This window comes from Xanthomonas sp. D-36-1, from assembly GCF_017746155.1.
Taxonomy (GTDB): domain Bacteria; phylum Pseudomonadota; class Gammaproteobacteria; order Xanthomonadales; family Xanthomonadaceae; genus Xanthomonas; species Xanthomonas cissicola.
Map to the genome: position 1 here is coordinate 1 of NZ_JAGHWR010000100.1, position 20,342 is coordinate 20,342.

Consider the following 20,342-nt stretch of genomic DNA (forward strand, 5'->3'; position numbering starts at 1 on the left):
CCGCATTGATCAGACCATCCCTTATGGGTTCATGACCCACTTGAACAACGGTGGGATTCCCAACCACGGTTATACGCACTGGTGGACGATGTTCAATCCGCGCCAGTTGCTGATTCACGCGCAACTGCTGAAGGCCATCGTCAATGTTGGGAGCTACGACTGGCGGGTGCGGGAATTTGTGCTCGGTGCGTTTCAACAGTATCTGCGCAATCAAAACCTGTTCTGCTTTTGGGATATTGGGTACGACAAGCTCGTGCCGCACATGAGTAACAACAACTATCACCCCAAGAGCAATGTCGTTGAGAACTGCGTTTTCTCATCCCTGGGTCGCGGAAACTGGGCCTCATGCATCGAAGGCGTCAGTGAAGGTCGCGAGTGGGCGACTCAGCCATGGGAGGCAGTTAGCATCGAGAGCCTGAAGCGTCACGATCCCGTGCTTGCCGCTCAACTGACCGGCAAAAGCGAAAAGGTCATGTCTGATGATCCAGTCGGCGAAGTTGGCGTGTACCAAGGCTCGTCCACAGATCTCTCGCACGCACCATCGGCCAGCCTCGATCTGGTCATCACCGATCCGCCCTTCGGCGGGCTGTTGCACTACTCAGAGCTATCGGATTTCTTCTACGTCTGGCTGCGCCTCGCGCTAAAGGACAAGTACCCTGACTATTTCAGCGCCGACTACACGCCCAAGTCGTTGGAGGCGGTGGCCAACAAGGCGCGCGAGCCGGAAGACCCTGATGGCTTTTACCAGCGCCTGCTCACGCAGTGTTGGCGCGAAGCGCATCGGGTCCTCAAACCCAGCGGCATTCTGGCCTTCACCTTCCACCACAGCGAGGATGAGCCGTGGGTTGCGGTGCTGGAGTCGTTGTTCGACGCGGGCTACTACCTTGAAGCGACGTATCCGATTCGCTCCGACGAAACCAAGGGCGAAGGTGCAAAGCCGGGTACCTTCGGTTCACAGACCATCGAGTACGACATCATCCATGTCTGCCGCAAACGCATCGAAGAGCCTAAGCCGGTGAGTTGGGGCCGTATGCGCCGCGAGGTGATGGCCGACGTGCGTCAACTGCAGGCCATGCTGGAGAACCATGCAAAGGAAGGTCTGCCCGCCGCCGACATTCAGGTGATCCGGCGCGGCAAAGCGCTGGAATACTTCTCGCGCCACTACGGCAAGGTGTATGTGGATGAAGGTCGCACCATCTCCGTGCGCGAAGCCCTGATCGGTATCAATCAGTTGATCGACGAGGATGCCAACAAAGGCGCCGAACCTCCGCCAGTCAACGCCGAACCGATGACGCGCCAATTTCTGCGCACCTTCGGCGCAGCCGCCGAACTGAAGCGCGACCAGTTGCAGAAGTTCTTGCGCGGCAGCATCACCACGCCGGATGACTTCGTCCAGCGCGGCTGGTGCAGCGAGGTGAAGAAAGTCTTCAACCGCACCGCACCGCTGGACTTCGCCCGCGACTGGCAAGGCAAGCACAAACGGAAGCTCACCTCTGATCTGGATCAGGCATTGGTGCTGATCGGTTCCTGCGTGGACGGTAGCGGCATCAATGCCTCGGACACGCTGACGAACGACAACTTCAAGCCACACATCGCGCTCAAGCCGCTGTTGGAGTGGTTGCAGAAGAACGGCTCGGATCAAACCACCCGCAACGCGGCCTCGCGCGCAGTGGCGATCTTCTCCACCTGGCAAGCCAGCCAGGCACCCAAGCCGCAGCAGGTTTCGCTGTTCGATGACGATGGGGAGTATGCGCAATGAGGCAGGTGCTCGATACGGTATGGCAACGGCGCGGCACCAGTTGGCTGTGGGATGAGGAAGCGCGCAATACCGTGTGCGCAGCGGGTGAGGTTTGGAGCCTGCGGCAGTTTTTGCAGGCGGCAGCCCCCGGTGCGCAGGGCTGGCCAGATGACCTGCCCAGCAACGGCGGGCAGACCTTGGTGGTGGCCGGGCTGGAAGGCAGTCTTGATCTACTGGCGCCCGATCAGGCCGACATCTGGCTGGGCGACACGATCAAACGCGCCATCCTGTCATTTCAGGATGAATACGCAGGCGAAGCAGCCTTGATCTTCTGGCTGCCGCAGGGTCAAGGCCGTTTGCGCGTGCAGGCTTCCACCGACGCAGTGAACTGGCTGTGCGAAGCGCCGCACCGGGGCCAACTTCTTGATTTTGGCCGTCTTCTGTGGGGTGAGGCCAACGAGTACCCGCAGGAAATTCTGCTGCGCGAGGGCACAAAAGCGGCCGGCCTGTTTCACCTGCGGATTACTTGAGGCCAGCGCGTGCAAGCCGACGATTTTGAGGATTTGCTCCAGCCTGGCGAGCGCATCACCCACACCGAATTCGGTCCAGGCGTGGTGCTGGAACCCGCGCACGATGGCTATCTGCGCGCGTTCTTCGGGGTGGTGGGCGAGCGCCGCGTGCCGACCAGTTCGGTACGCCGCGAGCGCACCCGCACCGAACGCATTCTGCAATCGGTGGCAGGCGGCGCAGACCGGGCACGCAAGGCGTGGCTGTCTTACGAGGCTCACGCACTGCCGGTGATGGAAAGTGCCTCGGCGCTGACCTCGGCGCGCATTGACCTGCTGCCGCATCAAGTGGTACTGACGCATCGCATTGCGACGGCTTCACCACGGCGCTACCTAATTGCCGACGAGGTGGGCTTGGGCAAAACCATCGAAGCCGCGCTGATTTTGCGTGAACTGGCCAGCCGGGGCGAATTGACCAGGGCGCTGATGGTGGTGCCCGCAGGCTTGGTGAACAATTGGCACCGCGAATTGAACGAGGTGTTCAATCTCGACTTCGAGGTGTTCGGCTCCGAAGGCGACATCACCGACCGCAAGACCAATGCCTTCGCCAAGCACGACCGGCTGATTGCCAGCATCGACACCTTGAAGCGCTCTGCCCGTATCAAGCGTCTGCTGGATGCGCCACGGTGGGATCTGGTGGTATTCGACGAAGCGCATCACCTGACCGCACACCGCACGAGCGGCAAGGTGCGCAAGACGGAAAACTACAAGCTGGCCGAAGCGCTGAAGGATCACGCGCGTGATCTATTGCTCCTGTCTGCTACGCCGCACCAGGGCAATCACTTCCAGTTCTGGATGCTGGCTCAGCTTTTGAACCCCACGCTGTTTGGCAGTCCCGAGGACATGCTGAAAAACCGCCATCGCCTGAACACGGTGATGTTTCGCCGCACCAAGGCCGATGCCTGTCAACCCGATGGCTCACCGCTGTTTGCCCGGCGCTGGGTGCATACCGAGTCCTTCTTGATGAATCAGGAGGAGCGGCTGTTTTACGAGAAGCTGCGCGAGTACCTGGAGGACGGTTTCGATCTGGCCCGGCGCCAGGGCAACCAGGGGCGCGCACTGGGCTTCTTGATGGCGATCTTCCAGAAGATCGCGGCGTCGAGCTTCGCTGCCGTGCGCCGCACGCTCAAGCGACGCTTGTTGATGCTGACGCTGCACGAGGCGTTTCTGCGCGACAAAGAGCTGGACATCGAAGGCCGTGAACGTCTGACCGAGAAGGCGCGCGAGCTGATTCACGAGGAATTCGGCTTGCAGCGCGACAGCATTGGGCGCAGCGAGGTGGATCGCGTGCTGGCTGACCTCAAGTACCGGCTGGTGAAAAAGCTGGATGAAGAGGCGCTGGAAATGGCCTCCGACCCTTATGGCAGCGAGTATTCGGCTACGCACGCCGAGGAGGCGGCGTCTGCTGTGGTCGATTTGCATCTACCCGAAGAGCGCCTGCGCATTGGTGACCTGCTGCGCATCTTTCCGCAGCAGCGCGAAACTAAGGCGAAAAAGCTGCTCGATGGTCTGGGGCATCTGTGGCGGCAGAACGCCAATGAAAAAATCGTGATCTTCGCCACCTACCTCGGCACGGTCGATCTAATTGCCCGAGAAATTGACCAGGCTTATCCCGGCCAGGGCGTTGTGGTGCTGCGTGGCGGTGACCACGGTGCCAAGCTGGCAGCAGAGCGGAAGTTCCGCCTGAAAGACGGGCCTCGTGTGCTGGTGTGTACAGCGGCTGGTCGCGAAGGCTTGAACCTGCAATTTGCGCGCATTCTGTTCAATTTCGACCTGCCGTGGAACCCGATGGACATGGAACAGCGCATCGGGCGCATTCACCGCTATGGACAGAACCACACGGCGCAGGTCTACAACCTCGTGCTGTCGGACACCATTGAGGGGCGCATCTTCCTGCTGCTGGACGAGAAGTTGACTGAAATTGCACGCACGGTCGGCAAGGTCGATGACCAGGGCAATGTGGCCGAAGACCTTCGGGCGCAGATTCTGGGGCAGCTTTCCGAACGGTTGAACTACGACCGCCTGTACCAGGAGGCGCTGTCTGACCCTGAACTGAAACGCACACAGGTGGAGCTGGAAGCGGCACTGTCCAATTCCCGCGAGGCACGGCAGGTGGTGTTCGACCTGTTTCAAGACCTCGACGGTTTCAGCCTCGATGACTACCAGCCCTTCTCGGATGTGTCCTCCAGCCTGGATCGGCTGGTGCGCTTTCTGTCGGCAGCAGTGGCAGACCAACAGAAGCTGCTGAAGGTGGACGAAGAAACCTACGACCTTGTAACCATAGATGGCTCGCGCCGTGCACGTTTCACACTGAACCGCGATGCAGCCACCAGCAGTGACGATCTGGAGTTGATGGGCTTGGATCACCCCTTGATACAGGAAGAACTGGGCCGCTGGCGCAGCGTGACGCCCGAAGACATAGGCATTGCGGTGGCTGGGGATGTTGACGAGTCGGTACTGCTGTCCTTGTGGATGGTGGAGGCGTCTGCCGGCAACGGCGAGCGCCGTGTGGTTGTGCAGCCCATCGCAGTCAAGCACGATGGGACACGGGTGCCGAGTATTGAACGGCAATGCGAACGGTATCTGCAAGCGCCGCCGACCTCGCCGAGTTTTACACAGGAGCAGCGCCTGGCACTGTTTGCCCAGACCGTGGAGCCGACACTACAACGTGAGCTTAAGCACAAGGGAGCGGCAAATGGGGGCGGTAGCTACTCAGCTGAGCTGATTGGATATGTTGAGATCGTTGCTCAGCCGACTTGATGCTGGAAGCCGAAGACATCAGGAATTAGCGCTGCATGGCGGTTGTTCGACATCGAGCACAAAGCGTAGTCCACAAGCCGACGGCGGCACGCCAGGACGCACGGATGCTGCTGTCAGGATTTCTCGCTAGACTCCCATTGCTCGATCTGCAACCGCGCCCGCTCGGTCGCCTGCTGCAACTTCGCGCCCAGCACCGCACGCGGCGGCAAGCTGGTCAGGTACTCGGCAACATGGATGCCCGACTTGTCCAGTTCCAGCAATTCGATCTGCTCGCGCTTCTTGCCGGTGCAGAGAATGATCCCCAGCGGCGAGGCTTCTTCCGGCTCGCGCTCGTGCTTGTCCAGCCAGCGCAAATAAAGCTCCATCTGCCCCTTGTAGGCCGCCTTGAACTCGCCGATCTTCAACTCCACCGCCACGAGCCGCCGCAGCTTGCGGTTGTAGAACAGTAGGTCAAGGTGGAAATCCTCATCGTCGATCTGGATACGCTTCTGCCGGGCGACGAAGCAGAAGCCCGCGCCCAGCTCCAGCAGGAAGGCTTCCATTTCGCGGATGATGGCCGCCTCCAGATCGCTTTCCTGCCAGCTATCCCGCAGGCCCAGGAAGTCAAGGATGTACGGGTCGCGCATCACCAGCGCCGGGGTCATGCGCTGCGCATCGCGCAGGGTCGCCAGCTCCTGCGCGATGGTTTCTTCCGGCTTTTGGGACAGCGCCGTGCGCTCATACAGCATCGAGTTGATGCGCTCGCGCAGCGTCCGCACGCTCCAGCGTTCGGTACCTGCCATGTGCGCGTAGTAGTCCCGCTGGAGCGGTTCCTTGAGTGCCAGCAGCAGGACGAAATGTGACCAGCTCAATTGTCGCGACAGTGTCGCGACAATTGGTTCCTCGGGAAACGTGGCGGCGAATTTGACCATCCGGCGCAGGTTCTTCTCCCCAAAGCCCCGCCCATAGTCGCGCGCAAGCTGCTCGGCCAGGGACGGCAGGATTTCCTCGCCGTACCCGGCCCGCTGCCCGGCCAGCACCTCCGTATGGATGCGCTGGCCGATCTGCCAGAACAGTAGGGTCAGCTCGGCATTGACCGTCGAGGCGACGCGCTGGCGCGATGCCTCGATCAGTGCCCGAATGTCACCCAACAGCGCCATCGACCCTGCGGGTGACGCAATGGATGCCTTGCGCCTGGTCATGCCGTCGCCTCCGCAGCAAGGGGACGTTTGGTGCCGGTGATCGTCTTGCGCCGGCTTGCCACCAGTTCGGCCGCTTCCCGCACCGGCTTATCCTCGGTGTGGACGTAGCGCATGAACATCGCCACGGTCTTGTGTGCCGTCAGCACCATGCCAACCTTGACCGGGACGCCGGAATTGGCAATGTCGGTCGCCGAGCGGTGGCGGATGCCGTGCGTGCCGACGTGCGGCACGCCAGCCGCTTTGAGCGCCCGGCTCCAGCCGCCGTAGTGCTCGCCATAGGTCAGGTGCTTGGCCGGGTCTTTGGGCGACGGTAGGACATAGGGGCAGCCCTCCCGGCGCGGCGCGGTTGAAAGCAGCCGGTGGGCTTCTTCGCTCAAGGGCTTGGACATGCCGCCGGTCTTGCTGTCCGGCCACACCACGCGCCGGTTCTCCAAGTCGATCCAGTCCCATTCGAGCGCGCAGATTTCGGAGCGGCGGCCGGCGAACTCGAATTGCAGCCGGATCGCCAGAGGAATGACGTAGTTCTCCAGCCCTTCGGCCTCCAAGTGCTCCAGGTGGCGGAAGATTCGCGTCATTTCCTCGTCATTGATGAGGCGAGTGGCCTTGCCTGCCGGGAACATGGGGACATGCCGGCAGGGATTGGTGCCGTCCGGGCGGAAGCCCCACACTTCGGCCATGTTGAACATCTTACGCAGCACGCCGAAGGTGTGATTCGCATCGGCCGGCTTGTAGGCCAGCTTCTCCATCAGCCCAGCAATGTCGGGGCGCTTCACATCCTGAACCTTCTTGCGGCCCAACAGCGGGACGATGTTGCGATCGATGACGGCCTGATAGCCTTCCTGCGTGCTCGGCTTGTTGCGCTTCTTGGAGTAGTCCTCCATGAACTTCTTGCACAACTCGGCCATCGTGGGCGCTTTGCGCGCCTCGGCTTTGGCCCCGCCAGGGTCGCCGCCCCGGCGAACCTCGGCCAGCCAGTCCTGCGCCATCACCCGGGCCTGCTCCACGGTCAGTTCGCCGAACAAGCCTAGGGCGGGCTTGCGGCGCTCCCCGGTGTTCGTCCGGTACTGGAGCATGAACACCTTGCGGCCCGCCGGGGTAATCTTGCACAGAAAGCCAGGCACCACGGTATCCCGTAGTTCGACGGCCTGCGCTTGGGGTTGCGCCGCATCCACGGCGGTCTTGGTGAGCTTGATCTTAGCCATGATGACTCCTCGGAAAGACCCGTTTCCAAGAGCCACATGGGGGCCAAGCGGACGGAAGCCGGGTCAGGTTTCAGAAAGCACCGGCATATGTTGAACCCGCGTAACCTATTGATAAACCTGCTGTATCGGGTCTGAGCGCAGTCCAGCGAATTTCGGTGCTGGAGTCATCGTGAAATAAAAAAAAACCGCCGGCATGATAGCCGGCGGTTTGATAGTGCTACACCAAAGCGCCGATCAGAAGTTGGCGCGGAACTGCGCACCCACGATGCGCGGGTCGTTGATGAAGCCGGTGAGGTTGTTGAAGTCGATCGCGCCGGTCACGCGGATCTGGTTGGTGCAATTGCGGCAGAACACCGACAACTCGTACGCACCCGCGCCCCAGTTGTAGCCGATCTTGGCGCCACCTTCGACCAGCGGCTGGCCGGTGAATTCCTTGGAGTCGTACAGGAAGAAGTTCACCTCGCTGCGGTACGACCAGTCCGTGTAGAAGAACAGCTCGCCGTCGTTGCCCATCGGAATGCCGTAACGCAGGGTGGCATTGGCCATCCACTTCGCCGCCTGCGGCAAATCGTTGCCGTCGATCACTGCGCGGCCGGCCGCATTGATCGGGTCGGTGACGGTGCAGGTGCGGCAGATGCCCACCGACAGGTTCGGGTCGTCGATGCGGGTCCAGTTGTAGGCGCCGCCGGCGGTAACGCGCAGGTTCTGGGTCAGCAAGGCTTCGAAATCGAACTCCGCACCGCGGGCCTTGGTCTTGTCGGCGTTGAGCAGACGCACGTCGTTGGACGCACCACCCACCGCCGTGAGCTGCTGGTTCTTCACCCGGAAATCGTAGATATCGAAGCTCAGGCGCGCGCGGTTGTCGAACAAGTCCGACTTGATGCCGAGCTCGAACGAATCCACCGTCTCCGGCTCGGCCACGGTCAGCGGCGCAGTGCCCGACGGCACGCCGAAGCTGGCGCCACGAAAACCGCGTGCCGCACGTGCGTACACATTGACGTCGTCATTGATGGAGAAGGTGGCCGCCAGATCGCCGGTGACCTTGGAGTTGTCGGTCTCGCCGCTGGACGGTTCGACCAGGGTGACGCGATCCAGCGCCAGTACGTCGAAGGTCTTCTTGTCGTAGGTGTAGCGGATGCCGGCGCGCAGGTTCAAACGGTCGGTGGCCGCGTAGTTCAACGAGCCGAACGCCGCCCAGGAGGTATTGCGCTGGCGGGTCAGCTGATAGCTGGCCAGATCACCGCCGCTGAGGGTGTTGTAGGTGTAGTTTTCGCCTTCCACATCGTCGTGGAAGTAGTACAGGCCGGCCTGCCAGTTGAGCGGGCCGTCATACTGCGATTCGGCGCGCACTTCCTGGCTGTACTGATCCAGGCTCTTGATGCCGCCGGCGGTTTCCACCGGGAACGGAATCACGCCCGGGCCCGACGGCGGTGCGAACACCGCACCGAAGCCACCGTCGATGTCGCCACGGCTGTAGTACTTGCCGATGCCTTCGTATGCGGTGATCGAGTGCAGCGCGATGTCGCCCAGATCCCAGGTCAGGCTGGCGCTGCCGCCGTAGGTCTGCAGTTCCTGGCGGTTGGCACCGTCGATGAAGGATTTTTCCGCATCGAAGCCATCCACCAGCTGATTGGTACCGGGCTGGATGATGTTGGCGCGGAACAGGCGCGCGGTGCCGTCCAGATGGCGCGCATGCGCATTGAACAACGCGCTGAAGTCGTCGCTGGCCTGGTACAGCAGCTGCAGGCGCACGGCCGAATCGGTATAGCCTTCCAGATCGCGGCCGTCGCGGTTTTCCACCCAGTCGTCGCGGCGCTGGCCCAGCGTGGACAGACGCGCCGCCCAATGGTCGCCCATCGCGATGCTCAGGCCGCTTTCCAGGGTCGTGGTGCCGTAGGTGCCGTAGGACAGGCTGGCGTAGCCGTCATTGGCGCCGATGGTCGGCTTGACCGAATTGAACTTGACCACGCCTGCCGGCGTGTTGCGGCCGAACAGCGTGCCTTGCGGGCCGCGCAGCACTTCCAGGCCTTCCAGATCGAAGATCGGGAAGCCCTTCAGGAACGCGTTTTCCTGCACCACGTCGTCATAGATCAACGACACCGGCTGCGAGGCGTAGGTGTTGAAGTCGGTATTGCCGTAGCCGCGGATGTACACGCGCGGGAACACACGGCCGTTGGACGATTCGATGTTCAGGCTGGGCGCCTTACCCGCCAGCACGCGGATGTCCGAACCGCTGGTGGAGATGGCATCCAGGAATTCCGGGCGCAACACCGATGCGGAAACCGGCACGTCCTTGGAGTCTTCCGAACGCCGCTCGACCGTGACCTTGACCGCATCCAGACGCACGACGCCGTCGTCGCTGGGCGTCTGCTGGGCAACGGCATGAAGCGGAAGAAGGGAAACGACGGCAACGGCAAGCGCGCTGATCTTGAGCGACCGGCTGGCGGACATGGGAGGAACTCCGGATTCTGGTGGCGGGGCGGCCCGGCCTGCGTGCCGCGGTGCAACAGAATTAACACGATTTACACAAATATGGCAGAGCGCGTGCGAAAAAGTTTTCGGAATTTGAAAACTTGTTCGAATTAATGCAACGCAGCCTTGCCATTTATACGACAGCGTGTGGGAAGCGCGGTTAGTGGCGCTGGCCATTGCTCCTGTACTTGATTACCCAACCTCGGCAACAGGCGCCGGCACCCTGACCCACCCCTCCATCAGCACCCGCGCACTGCGGCTCATCAGCGCCTTGGTCACCTGCCACTGGCCGTCGACCAGCTGCGCCTGCGCACCGACCCGCAAGATGCCGGACGGATGCCCGAATCGCACCGCCGAGCGCGCCGCGCCGCCGGCAGCCAGATTGACCAGCGTGCCCGGCACGGCCGCAGCGGTGCCGATCGCAACTGCTGCAGTGCCCATCATCGCGTGATGCAATTTGCCCATCGACATCGCACGCACTAGCAGATCGATTTCTGCCGCGTGCACCGGCTTGCCGCTGGACGCGGTGTAGTCGGCCGGCGGTGCCACGAAGGCGACCTTGGGCGTGTGTTGCCGCGTCGCGGCGTCTTCCACCTTCGCAATCAGACCCATCCGCACCGCAGCGTGCGCGCGCAACGTCTCGAACATGGTCAAGGCGCGCGGGTCACCATTGATGGCGTCCTGCAGCTCGGTCCCGGTGTAACCCAGGTCGCGCGCGTTGACGAAGATGGTGGGAATGCCCGCGTTGATCAGCGTGGCATCGAGCGTGCCCAGCCCGGGAATCTCCAGTTGATCGATGACGTGGCCGGTGGGAAACATTGCCCCGCCGTCGCCTTCGGCGTCGTCGGCCGGGTCGAGAAATTCCAGCTGCACTTCCGCCGCCGGAAAGGTCACCCCATCCAGTTCAAAGTCGCCGGTTTCCTGCACCAATCCATCGGTCATCGGCACATGCGCCACGATGGTCTTGCCGATATTGGCCTGCCAGATCCGCACCGTGGCCGCACCATCGCGTGGCACGCGTGCCGGATCGATCAAGCCGCTGGCGATGGCGAATGGCCCCACCGCCGCCGACAGATTGCCGCAGTTGCCGCTCCAATCCACGAACGCGCTATCGATGGACACCTGCCCGAACAGATAGTCCACATCGTGCCCATCGCGCGTGCTGGCCGACACGATCACGCTCTTGCTGGTGCTCGATGTGGCCCCGCCCATGCCGTCGATCTGCTTGGCATACGGATCCGGGCTGCCGATCACCCGCAACAACAACGCATCGCGTGCAGCCCCCGGTTGCTGCGCGGCGGTCGGCAGATCCTGCAAACGGAAAAACACGCCTTTGCTGGTGCCCCCGCGCATGTAGGTGGCGGGGATGCGGAGTTGGGGAGCGAATGCCATGAACGTTCCTTTGAAACGACGTGCAGAAGTGATGCAAAAAATTTTGCGTAACGCGTCGGTAAGACCATGCGAGGCATCACCATGAGGATCTCAAGCACGCCCTCCTACTCAGGTCATAGCGGCAGTTGCGCCTGCTCCGGCAGGAGGCCCTCGGGTCGCAATGGCCAAGATCCGAGGGTTACATAGCGATACGGTCGCCCACCGCCTTCGACCAATAGCACCTCAGTGGCGTGCCAAGTGATGGGCACGATGGGATGGTTGAGCTTACCGGGCGCTGCATAGCTAATCGTTACGTGCGGCGTATGTCCACCCGCAACGCGTAGGCCTTCCGCACGCAGCGCTGCTGCGATGGCAGCCTGCAATGCAATGAAGGCAAATGGGTTTCCCTCTGCCCGGAATGCCCAATGTACCGGGTCTGTTCCGCGACTGGTAATCCGGTTCAAGCAGAACGTAATCGCCTGAGCATCGAGGCGATCGCCCGCGCGCAGCATTGCGGCACGCGCAACAGACCCTTCGAACCGATCCGATACCGACTGGTGCCAGTTGCCTGGATAGAAGTAGGCGTCACCAAGCATTGCATCGAGGCCGTGTACGGCCACAGCACCGACCATGACTTCAAGCACCTGCGGTGGCGGCTTGAGCATGAAGATCAATCGCGAAGAATCGACCACGATGCTGCCCTATGCGGCCTTGTTTGCATCAAGAAAATCCTGCGCAAACCGCTGCAACACGCCGCCTGCTTCGTAAATCGACACTTCCTCCGCGGTATCCAGACGGCAGGTCACCGGCACCTGCAGCTGTTCGCCATCACGCCGGTGGATCGACAACGTCAGCGTGGCGCCAGGCGTGCGCTCACCCACCACGTCGAAGGTTTCGCTGCCGTCGATGCCCAAGGTCTTGCGGTCGGTGCCAGGCTTGAACTCCAGCGGCAGCACGCCCATGCCGATCAAATTGGTACGGTGAATGCGCTCGAAGCCTTCGGCGACAATCACTTCCACACCGGCAAGCCGCACGCCCTTGGCTGCCCAGTCGCGCGACGAGCCCTGCCCGTAATCGGCGCCGGCAATGATGATCAGCGGCTGCATGCGCGTCATATAGGTTTCGATCGCCTCCCACATGCGCAGCACCTGGCCCTCCGGCTCCAGCCGGGCCAGCGAGCCAGCCTTGACCTGCCCATCGACCACCGCCATTTCGTTGATCAATTTGGGGTTGGCGAACGTGGCGCGCTGTGCGGTGAGATGGTCGCCGCGATGGGTGGCGTAGGAATTGAAGTCTTCCTCCGGCACGCCCATGTGCGCCAGATATTGCCCGGCCGCACTGCCGGCCATGATCGCGTTCGACGGCGACAAATGGTCGGTGGTGATGTTGTCGCCCAGCACGGCCAACGGGCGCATACCGCGCAGCGTGCGCGCGCCGGCCAACGCGCCTTCCCAATACGGCGGGCGCCGAATATACGTGCTGGCCGGGCGCCACTCGTACAACGGGTTCACGCTGATCCCCCGCCCCGCGCTGCGCTTGAACATCGGGTCGTAGACGCTGCGGAAGTGTTCGGGCTTGACGCTGCGCGCCACCACCGCGTCGATCTCGGCATCGCTCGGCCACAGGTCCTTGAGCGTGACCGGCACGCCGGCGGCATCGATGCCCAACACATCCTTCTCGATATCGAAGCGCACGGTGCCGGCAATGGCATAGGCAATCACCAGCGGCGGCGAAGCGAGAAACGCCTGCTTGGCATATGGATGGATACGCCCGTCGAAATTGCGGTTACCCGACAACACCGCCGTGGCATACAGGTCGCGATCGATGACTTCCTGCTGGATCGCAGGATCCAGCGCCCCGCTCATGCCGTTGCAGGTGGTGCACGCAAACGCCACGATGCCGAAGCCCAATTGTTCCAGCTCGCTCAGTAACCCGGCTTCTTCCAGATACAGTTGCACCGCCTTGGATCCCGGCGCCAGCGAGCTTTTCACCCAGGGCTTGCGGGTCAATCCACGCGCATTGGCATTGCGCGCCAGCAAACCGGCAGCGATGACATTGCGCGGGTTTGAGGTATTGGTACACGAGGTGATCGCGGCGATGATCACGGCGCCATCGGGCATCTGGCCCGGTACGTCTTCCCATGTACCGGCAATCCCACGATCCGCCAGTTCGGTGGTGGCCACGCGTTTGTGCGGATTGGACGGCCCGGCCATGTTGCGCACCACGCTCGCCAGATCGAAGTGCAGCACGCGCTCGTACTGTGCGGTGGCCAGATCGTCTGCCCATAGGCCGGTATGCCGCGCATAGGTCTCCACCAATGCGACCTGCGCATCGTCGCGACCAGTGAGCCGCAGGTAGTCGATGGTCTGCTGGTCGATATAGAACATCGCCGCCGTCGCACCGAATTCCGGCGTCATGTTGGAAATGGTCGCGCGGTCGCCGATGGTCAGCGCCCGCGCACCATCCCCGTAAAACTCGAGATACGCCCCAACCACGCGTTGCGCGCGCAGGAATTCGGTCAATGCCAGCACGATGTCGGTGGCGGTGATGCCAGGCGCAGGCCGGCCGGTCAATTCCACACCGATGATGTCCGGCAGGCGCATCCACGAGGCGCGCCCCAGCATCACGTTCTCCGCTTCCAACCCGCCGACGCCCACCGCGATCACGCCCAGCGCATCCACATGCGGCGTGTGGCTGTCGGTGCCCACACAGGTATCCGGGAACGCCACGCCATCGAGCGTGTAGATCACCGGCGACATCTTCTCCAGATTGATCTGATGCATGATCCCGTTGCCTGGCGGAATCACTTCCATGTTCTCGAACGCACGCTTGGTCCATTCGATGAAGTGGAAGCGATCGGCGTTGCGGCGATCTTCCACGCTGCGATTCTTGGCAAACGCCTGCTTGTCGAAGCCGGCGTATTCCACTGCCAGCGAGTGGTCCACGATCAACTGCACCGGCACCACCGGATTGACCTGCGCCGGGTCGCCGCCCTGCTCGGCAATGGCATCGCGCAGGCCGGCAAGATCGACCAATGCGGTCTGGCCCAGGATGTCGTGACACACCACACGTGCCGGGAACCACGGAAAATCCAGCTCGCGCTTGCGCTCGATCAACTGCCGCAGGTACGCCTCCAGCAGTTGCGGCTCTGCGCGCCGCACCAGGTTCTCGGCATGCACGCGTGCGGTGTACGGCAAGGTCGCATACGCACCGGGCTGCAGCGCATCGACGGCGGCGCGTGCATCGAAGTAATCCAATGAGGTGCCCGGCAAGGGCTTGCGGTACTGGCTATTCATGGCGGGCGATATCGGAGCGGGCGGGGGAATCGGGAATCGGGAATCGGGAATCAGGAATCAGGAATCGAACTTAGCGTTTCAGAGGTCTGCAGGTCTTGCTGCCGCTGATCTGGCTTGCGAGATCCAATCGCCTTCGTTGAAGAAGGCGACCGAGACGCACAAGTCAGCGACTGTGCACAGCGTCCTCAGCTGCGCTGATCCAGCGGCACGAACACCTGATCTTCCGGCCCGGTGTAATTGGCCGAGGGGCGAATGATCTTGCCGTCCATGCGCTGCTCGATGATGTGCGCGCTCCAGCCGGCTGTGCGCGCCAGCACGAACAAGGGGGTGAACATCGCTGTCGGCACGCCCATCATGTGGTAGCTCACCGCACTGAACCAATCCAGGTTCGGGAACATCTTCTTGATGTCCCACATCACGCTCTCCAGACGCTCGGCGATGTCGTACATCTTGCGGCTGCCCTGTTCATCGGACAGCTCGCGCGCCACGTCCTTGATCACCTTGTTGCGCGGATCCGATACCGTGTACACCGGGTGCCCGAAGCCGATCACCACTTCCTTGCGTTCCACACGCGCCTTGATATCGGCTTCTGCCTCATCCGGCGTGTCGTAGCGCTTCTGCACCTCGAATGCCACTTCGTTGGCACCGCCATGCTTGGGCCCACGCAACGCACCGATGCCACCGGCGATGGCGCTGTACATATCGCTGCCGGTCCCGGCGATCACGCGGCTGGCAAAGGTGGACGCATTGAATTCGTGCTCGGCATACAGGATCAGGCTGGTGTGCATCGCGCGTACCCACGAGTCTTTGGGCGCAAAGCCATGCAGCAGGTGCAGGAAGTGCCCGCCGATGGAATCGTCCTCGGTCTCCACCTCGATGCGCTTGCCGTTGTGGCTGTAGTGATACCAGTACAGCAGCATCGAACCGAGCGAGGCCATCAGCTTGTCGGCGATGTCGCGCGCACCCGGGTGGTTATGGTCGTCTTTTTCCGGCTGCAGGCAGCCCAGCACCGACACGCCGGTGCGCATCACATCCATCGGATGCGCCGACGGAGGCAACTGTTCCAGCGCGGTTTTGACCGCAGCCGGAACGCCGCGCAGCGAGCGCAGCTTGGCCTTGTAACCGCGCAGCTCGCCGCGGTTGGGCAGCTTGCCGTGCACCAGCAGATACGCAATCTCTTCGAACTCGCTGGTGGTGGCCAGATCGAGAATGTCGTAACCGCGGTAATGCAGATCGTTGCCGCTGCGCCCCACCGTGCACAGGGCCGTGTTACCGGCGGCAGTGCCGGACAAGGCGACGGACTTTTTCGGCTTGAAGCCAGGAGTGGCAGTGTCGTTCATGCGATGAGCTCCCAAACTGTGTGGTGTCGCGGTGTGGCGTGCGAGATGGCAATGAAGATGATCAGCAACGCGTCATCATGCGCCTTTGCGCGCAAACAACGTATCCAGCCGCTGCTCGTACTCGTGATAGCCGATGCGTTCGTACAGCTCTTCGCGCGTCTGCATGCTGTCCAGCACGCCCTGCTGATGACCGTCGCGCCGAATCGCCGTGTAAACCGCCTCAGCCGCCTTGTTGGCGGCGCGAAACGCCGACAGCGGAAACAGCTGGATCGCCACGCCGGCCTGCGCCAGCTGGTCGCGCGTCAACAGCGGGGTCTTGCCGAACTCGGTGATGTTGGCCAGCACCGGCACACGCACTGCATCGACAAAACGCCTGTAGGTATCCAGGTCGTAGGCGGCTTCGGCGAAGATGCCGTCCGCACCCGCCTCCACGCAGGCAATGGCGCGTTCGATCGCCGCCTCCACGCCTTCCATCTGGATCGCGTCGGTACGCGCAATCAGGAAGAACGCCGCATCGGTCTTGGCATCGGCTGCGGCCTTGACCCGGTCCACCATCTCGCCCTGGCTCACGATCTCCTTGCCCGGCCGGTGGCCGCAGCGCTTGGCACCAACCTGGTCTTCGATATGGCAGCCGCCCGCACCCGCCTTGATCAGCGATTTGATGGTGCGCTCGATGTTGAACGCGCTCGGTCCGAAACCGGTGTCCACATCCACCAACAGCGGCAGCTCGCACACATCGGTGATACGGCGCACGTCGATCAGCACGTCTTCCAGCGTGTTGATGCCCAGGTCCGGCAACCCCAGCGACCCGGCCGCCACGCCGCCGCCTGACAGATAAATCGCCTGATAGCCTGCGCGCTGCGCCAGCAGCGCATGGTTGGCATTGATCGCGCCGATTACCTGCAGCGGCGATTCGGCAGCCAGTGCGGCGCGAAACCGCGCGCCGGCGGAGGGAGTGGACGAGAACGTCATGGCGGTTCCTTGGATGGGATGACCAATGCAGGCGCAAACACCATGCCAAGTGCAACCGGTTGATTTTCATACCACCGAGCGCGTCGATTGTTGCATAATTGCAACAATTGATTCACCCTGAAACACCTTGAAACGCGACAACGTCATGCGCAGCCCTGCCCTTTCGGAAACCGCGGACGCTTCCTTGCCCATCATCTGGACCGTCAGCGTCTCGCGCCTGACCGGCCTGCTGGCCGACGTCATCCCCGAGTTTGACCAGCGCGCGCGCATCGAGCAGATCAACCTCGGCTTTGCCGAAGCGGTCGAGGTCATCGGCCAGCGCCTGCGCCGCGAGCGCTGCGACGCGCTGGTGGCCGGCGGATCCAATGCGGCCTACCTGCGCAGCCGGCTCGCGCTGCCCTTGGCGCCCATCCAGGCCACCGGGTTCGATCTGATGGAAGCGCTGGCGCGGGCGCGCCGCATCGCGCCGCGCATCGGCGTGGTCACCCATGCCACCGATGTGCCGTCGTTTCACGCCTTCCAGCACAGCTTCGATCTGGAGATCGAACACCGCCGTTTCGTCACCGCCGAAGACGCGCGCGACTGCATCGCCGATCTGCGCGCCAGCGGCATCCAGGTCATTGTCGGCACCGGCATGGCGATCGACTTCGCCGAGCAGGCCGGGCTGCCTGGCGTGCTGCTGTATTCGGCCGACTCGGTGCGTCATGCGCTGGAACAGGCCATTACGCTGGGCACCGCTCCAGGCACCGACCGCGTCGCCGCTCGCACCACCACGCGCCGCATCCGCCGGGCCGACGCCCTGCTGGGCGACGACAGCGCAATGCTGCACGTGCGCGAGTTGGTGCAGCTGTACGCACCGCATGCCGGCACCGTGTTGATCAGCGGCGAAACCGGCACTGGCAAGGAACTGGTCGCACGACAACTGCATGCCGGCAGCCGCCGCCGCGGCCGTTTCGTGGCGATCAATTGTGGCGCCATCAGCGAATCGTTGCTGGAGGCGGAACTGTTTGGCTACAGCGACGGCGCCTTCACCGGAGCCCGCCGCGGCGGTCACACCGGCCTGATCGAAACCGCGCAGGACGGCACGCTATTCCTCGACGAAATCGGCGAGTTACCGATGCCGTTGCAAACGCGGCTATTGCGCGTATTGGAAGAGCGCGAAGTGCTGCGTGTCGGCGCAACCGTGCCCGTTGCGATCGACGTGCGCGTGGTCGCCGCCAGCCTGCAGGAACTGCAACAGTCGGTCGAACAAGGCCGCTTCCGCCGCGACCTGTTCTATCGCCTTGCCGCGCTGCGCATTGCACTACCGCCGTTGCGACACCGCCACTACGACATCGCCCTATTGCTTGCGCATTATTTCCAGCAACTCGGCAGCATTCCATCGCCGTTGTCGCCAGCTGCATTGCAACGCCTCCAGCAACATCCCTGGCCCGGCAACGTGCGCGAACTGCGCAACCTGGTCGAACGCCTGTGCATTCACTGGAAAGCCCAACCGCACGATAGCCTGAGCCTGGAGCAACTCGAACGCTGGGCGCCGGAATTATTCGATACGCCTGCCGACAACAACGGCGCACCACGTGAGCATGCCGATTTAGCGACCTCTCGCCTGCAGCTCACTGCTAGTGCAGTCCGCGTCGCGCTCGACCGCGCCAACGGCAACCGCGCCCTTGCCGCGCAAGCGCTCGGCGTCTCGCGCACCACGCTATGGCGCTGGATGCAGGCGCAGAAGGCGGCGTCGCGTGCATAGGGCAGCGCGAACTTGCACGACTGGTCAGGCGACGCATGCATGCATGACTTCCACACTCAGGCGGTAAGTGGAGGCATGGCATGCGCACTCAGCGCATGAATGCGCGGCCCACGCTCATCGCCGTATGGCGCCGCAATCCAAACGACATGAGGCAGTTATCTGGTGAAACGATCATCTGGCCTACCGCAACGCCGCGCCTACATCGCATGTCGTTGACCAAGCATCTCGCCGTCACTTCACACGCGTGTATTCGGTATCGCCCGTGCTCAGCTTGCCGGTCGCCTCATCGATTGCGTAGTTGACCGTGCCGACCCCGTTGGACACCTGCAGCACACCCTTGGTCAGCAGCGCCGGATGATTGCGCGTCTTGACGCCATTGCCGAACAGCTCCGGCTGGGTGTCGCGAATGATGAAACTCTCGCCATTGTGCTCGATGCTCAGCACGTGCTTTTCCGACTTCACATCGATCCACTTGCCCACGTACTGCTCGCCCACATCGCGGGCACAGCCAGCCAGCAACGCCATCGCAACCAGAGCACTTCCAAGCGGCGCCTTCATCGCTACACCTTCTTCAACGCGGGGCATCGAAGGATGGCAAGTCCTTGCTGAGCCCGCAACAAGCAGACACAAGCGATTGACCAAGCTACCGGCGGCTTGAACATACCCGTTGCCCCCAGCAATGACGAACACCGGAACGTCTATAAAGCCAACGATGCATCGCGCTGATCGCCCAACTGCGTGATCACGACGCATAGCGTCGGCAATTGCGGTCAGCCAGGTTCGCCCATGCAACGCCATGCATGCAACATGGTTGGTTGCGTCTGCGGCCTACCACCTGATGAGGTGGTCGATAGAGAAGGCTTTGCAGGATGGCGGAAGACAACAAAAAACCGGCGCATGGCCGGCTTTTTCTTCGCGTCGAAACCCATGGAATGCCTGGATTTCAATGGTGGGCGGTACAGGGTTCGAACCTGTGACCCTTGCCGTGTGAAGGCAATGCTCTACCGCTGAGCTAACCGCCCGGTGACGCGAGCCGCACATTATAGGGCAGCGGCGGCGGTCGTCAACAATTGTTTACTTGCCCTCTTTCACGCCAGCGAGATGGCACGTCCATCGCACCGGTCTGCCGCGATGACCTAGCAGCTCCACCGCGAGCCTCGCTGCCGCCTTGCCGCGCCTCTGCCGCTTACATCGTATGCGTCGGCTTGTCCGAGGTGGTCAATCCGGCCAGCAGCGTCTCGATCTTGTTGCGCACCGCCTCGCCTTCCGGGCCGTCGGGGAACTGTACGCCGATGCCGGCGGCGCGGTTGCCCTGTGCGCCGGCAGGCGTGGTCCAGATGACCTTGCCGGCGACCGGCAGACGCTCGCTGGAGTCCGGCAGGGTCAGCAGCAGGAAGACTTCATCGCCCAGCATGTAGCGCTTGGGCGTGGGCACGAAGATGCCGCCGCCTTTCACGAACGGCATGTAGGCGCTGTAGAGCGCTGGCTTGTCTTTCAACGCCAGCGACAAAATGCCTTGGCGTGCATTCATTGCACTCATCGAGTTCCCCTAGGGAAGGTCTGAACAACGAGACCTGACAGGGCGGAAGGTGGCGTCGTTCCGAAGAGTGGCTTTTGGAACTTCGGAATTTCGCCATTTCTGGCGCTTTCCGCGGGAATTTCCCGGTTCACAGACGCACGCTCCCCATCGCCGGCAG

The 20,342-nt window shown here is 62.4% G+C and carries 13 protein-coding genes, 1 tRNA gene and 1 pseudogene; 4 read left to right on the forward strand and 11 right to left on the reverse strand.

The features are described 5' to 3' along the window. The 3 genes and pseudogenes from J7367_RS20665 to J7367_RS20675 all read left to right on the forward strand — a co-directional run. Window positions 1–1,759, forward strand: a pseudogene (locus J7367_RS20665) (DUF1156 domain-containing protein); the annotation flags it as partial. Next, window positions 1,756–2,268, forward strand: coding sequence for a hypothetical protein (locus J7367_RS20670; RefSeq protein WP_057661349.1), 513 nt, complete (start codon window positions 1,756–1,758; stop codon window positions 2,266–2,268). The pseudogene J7367_RS20665 and the gene J7367_RS20670, both read left to right, overlap by 4 nt. Window positions 2,269–2,277: 9 nt before the next feature. Then, window positions 2,278–5,064, forward strand: coding sequence for an SNF2-related protein (locus J7367_RS20675; RefSeq protein ID WP_057661348.1), 2,787 nt, complete (start codon window positions 2,278–2,280; stop codon window positions 5,062–5,064). Between the two features lie 113 nt (window positions 5,065–5,177). On the opposite strand, the gene J7367_RS20680 is transcribed toward J7367_RS20675, so the two are convergent. The 8 genes from J7367_RS20680 to prpB form a co-directional block, all read right to left on the reverse strand. Further along, entirely contained in the window at window positions 5,178–6,245 is a 1,068-nt protein-coding gene (locus J7367_RS20680) for a PDDEXK nuclease domain-containing protein (RefSeq protein WP_057661347.1), read from the reverse strand. Further along, window positions 6,242–7,447 carry a site-specific integrase gene (locus J7367_RS20685; protein WP_057661345.1) on the reverse strand — a complete coding sequence of 402 codons (1,206 nt, stop codon included), beginning with the start codon at window positions 7,445–7,447 and terminating at the stop codon, window positions 6,242–6,244. The genes J7367_RS20680 and J7367_RS20685 overlap by 4 nt, the downstream gene beginning before the upstream one ends. Before the next feature lie 234 nt (window positions 7,448–7,681). Continuing rightward, window positions 7,682–9,898, reverse strand: a complete 2,217-nt coding sequence (locus J7367_RS20690; protein ID WP_057661342.1) for a TonB-dependent receptor — start codon at window positions 9,896–9,898, stop codon at window positions 7,682–7,684. 213 nt (window positions 9,899–10,111) lie between these two features. Further along, on the reverse strand, window positions 10,112–11,311 hold the full coding sequence (gene prpF, locus J7367_RS20695; RefSeq protein ID WP_057661340.1) for a 2-methylaconitate cis-trans isomerase PrpF: 1,200 nt from the start codon (window positions 11,309–11,311) through the stop codon (window positions 10,112–10,114). Between the two features lie 113 nt (window positions 11,312–11,424). Next, on the reverse strand, window positions 11,425–11,982 hold the full coding sequence (locus tag J7367_RS20700) for a hypothetical protein (RefSeq protein WP_057661338.1): 558 nt from the start codon (window positions 11,980–11,982) through the stop codon (window positions 11,425–11,427). Window positions 11,983–11,991: 9 nt separating this feature from the next. After that, on the reverse strand, window positions 11,992–14,586 hold the full coding sequence (gene acnD / locus J7367_RS20705; protein WP_057661336.1) for a Fe/S-dependent 2-methylisocitrate dehydratase AcnD: 2,595 nt from the start codon (window positions 14,584–14,586) through the stop codon (window positions 11,992–11,994). Between the two features lie 185 nt (window positions 14,587–14,771). Continuing rightward, window positions 14,772–15,926 carry a 2-methylcitrate synthase gene (gene prpC / locus J7367_RS20710; protein ID WP_007969021.1) on the reverse strand — a complete coding sequence of 385 codons (1,155 nt, stop codon included), beginning with the start codon at window positions 15,924–15,926 and terminating at the stop codon, window positions 14,772–14,774. 75 nt (window positions 15,927–16,001) lie between these two features. Further along, on the reverse strand, window positions 16,002–16,898 hold the full coding sequence (gene prpB / locus J7367_RS20715; protein WP_007969020.1) for a methylisocitrate lyase: 897 nt from the start codon (window positions 16,896–16,898) through the stop codon (window positions 16,002–16,004). 127 nt (window positions 16,899–17,025) lie between these two features. Here prpB and prpR point away from each other — a divergent pair, with 127 nt between their 5' ends. Continuing rightward, window positions 17,026–18,645 (forward strand): propionate catabolism operon regulatory protein PrpR, encoded by a 1,620-nt coding sequence (gene prpR, locus J7367_RS20720; protein WP_176215028.1) that lies wholly within the window; start codon window positions 17,026–17,028, stop codon window positions 18,643–18,645. A gap of 231 nt (window positions 18,646–18,876) precedes the next feature. Here the strand turns inward: prpR and J7367_RS20725 are convergent, their stop codons facing one another. The 3 genes from J7367_RS20725 to J7367_RS20735 all read right to left on the reverse strand — a co-directional run bounded on the left by J7367_RS20725 (window position 18,877) and on the right by J7367_RS20735 (window position 20,185). After that, window positions 18,877–19,203: a hypothetical protein gene (locus J7367_RS20725; protein WP_039732060.1), complete on the reverse strand. Its 327-nt coding sequence runs from the start codon at window positions 19,201–19,203 to the stop codon at window positions 18,877–18,879. Between the two features lie 389 nt (window positions 19,204–19,592). Beyond that, window positions 19,593–19,667: transfer RNA gene (locus J7367_RS20730), tRNA-Val, on the reverse strand. A gap of 164 nt (window positions 19,668–19,831) precedes the next feature. Further along, window positions 19,832–20,185, reverse strand: a complete 354-nt coding sequence (locus J7367_RS20735) for a PilZ domain-containing protein (protein ID WP_003483889.1) — start codon at window positions 20,183–20,185, stop codon at window positions 19,832–19,834. Window positions 20,186–20,342: the final 157 nt, after the last annotated feature.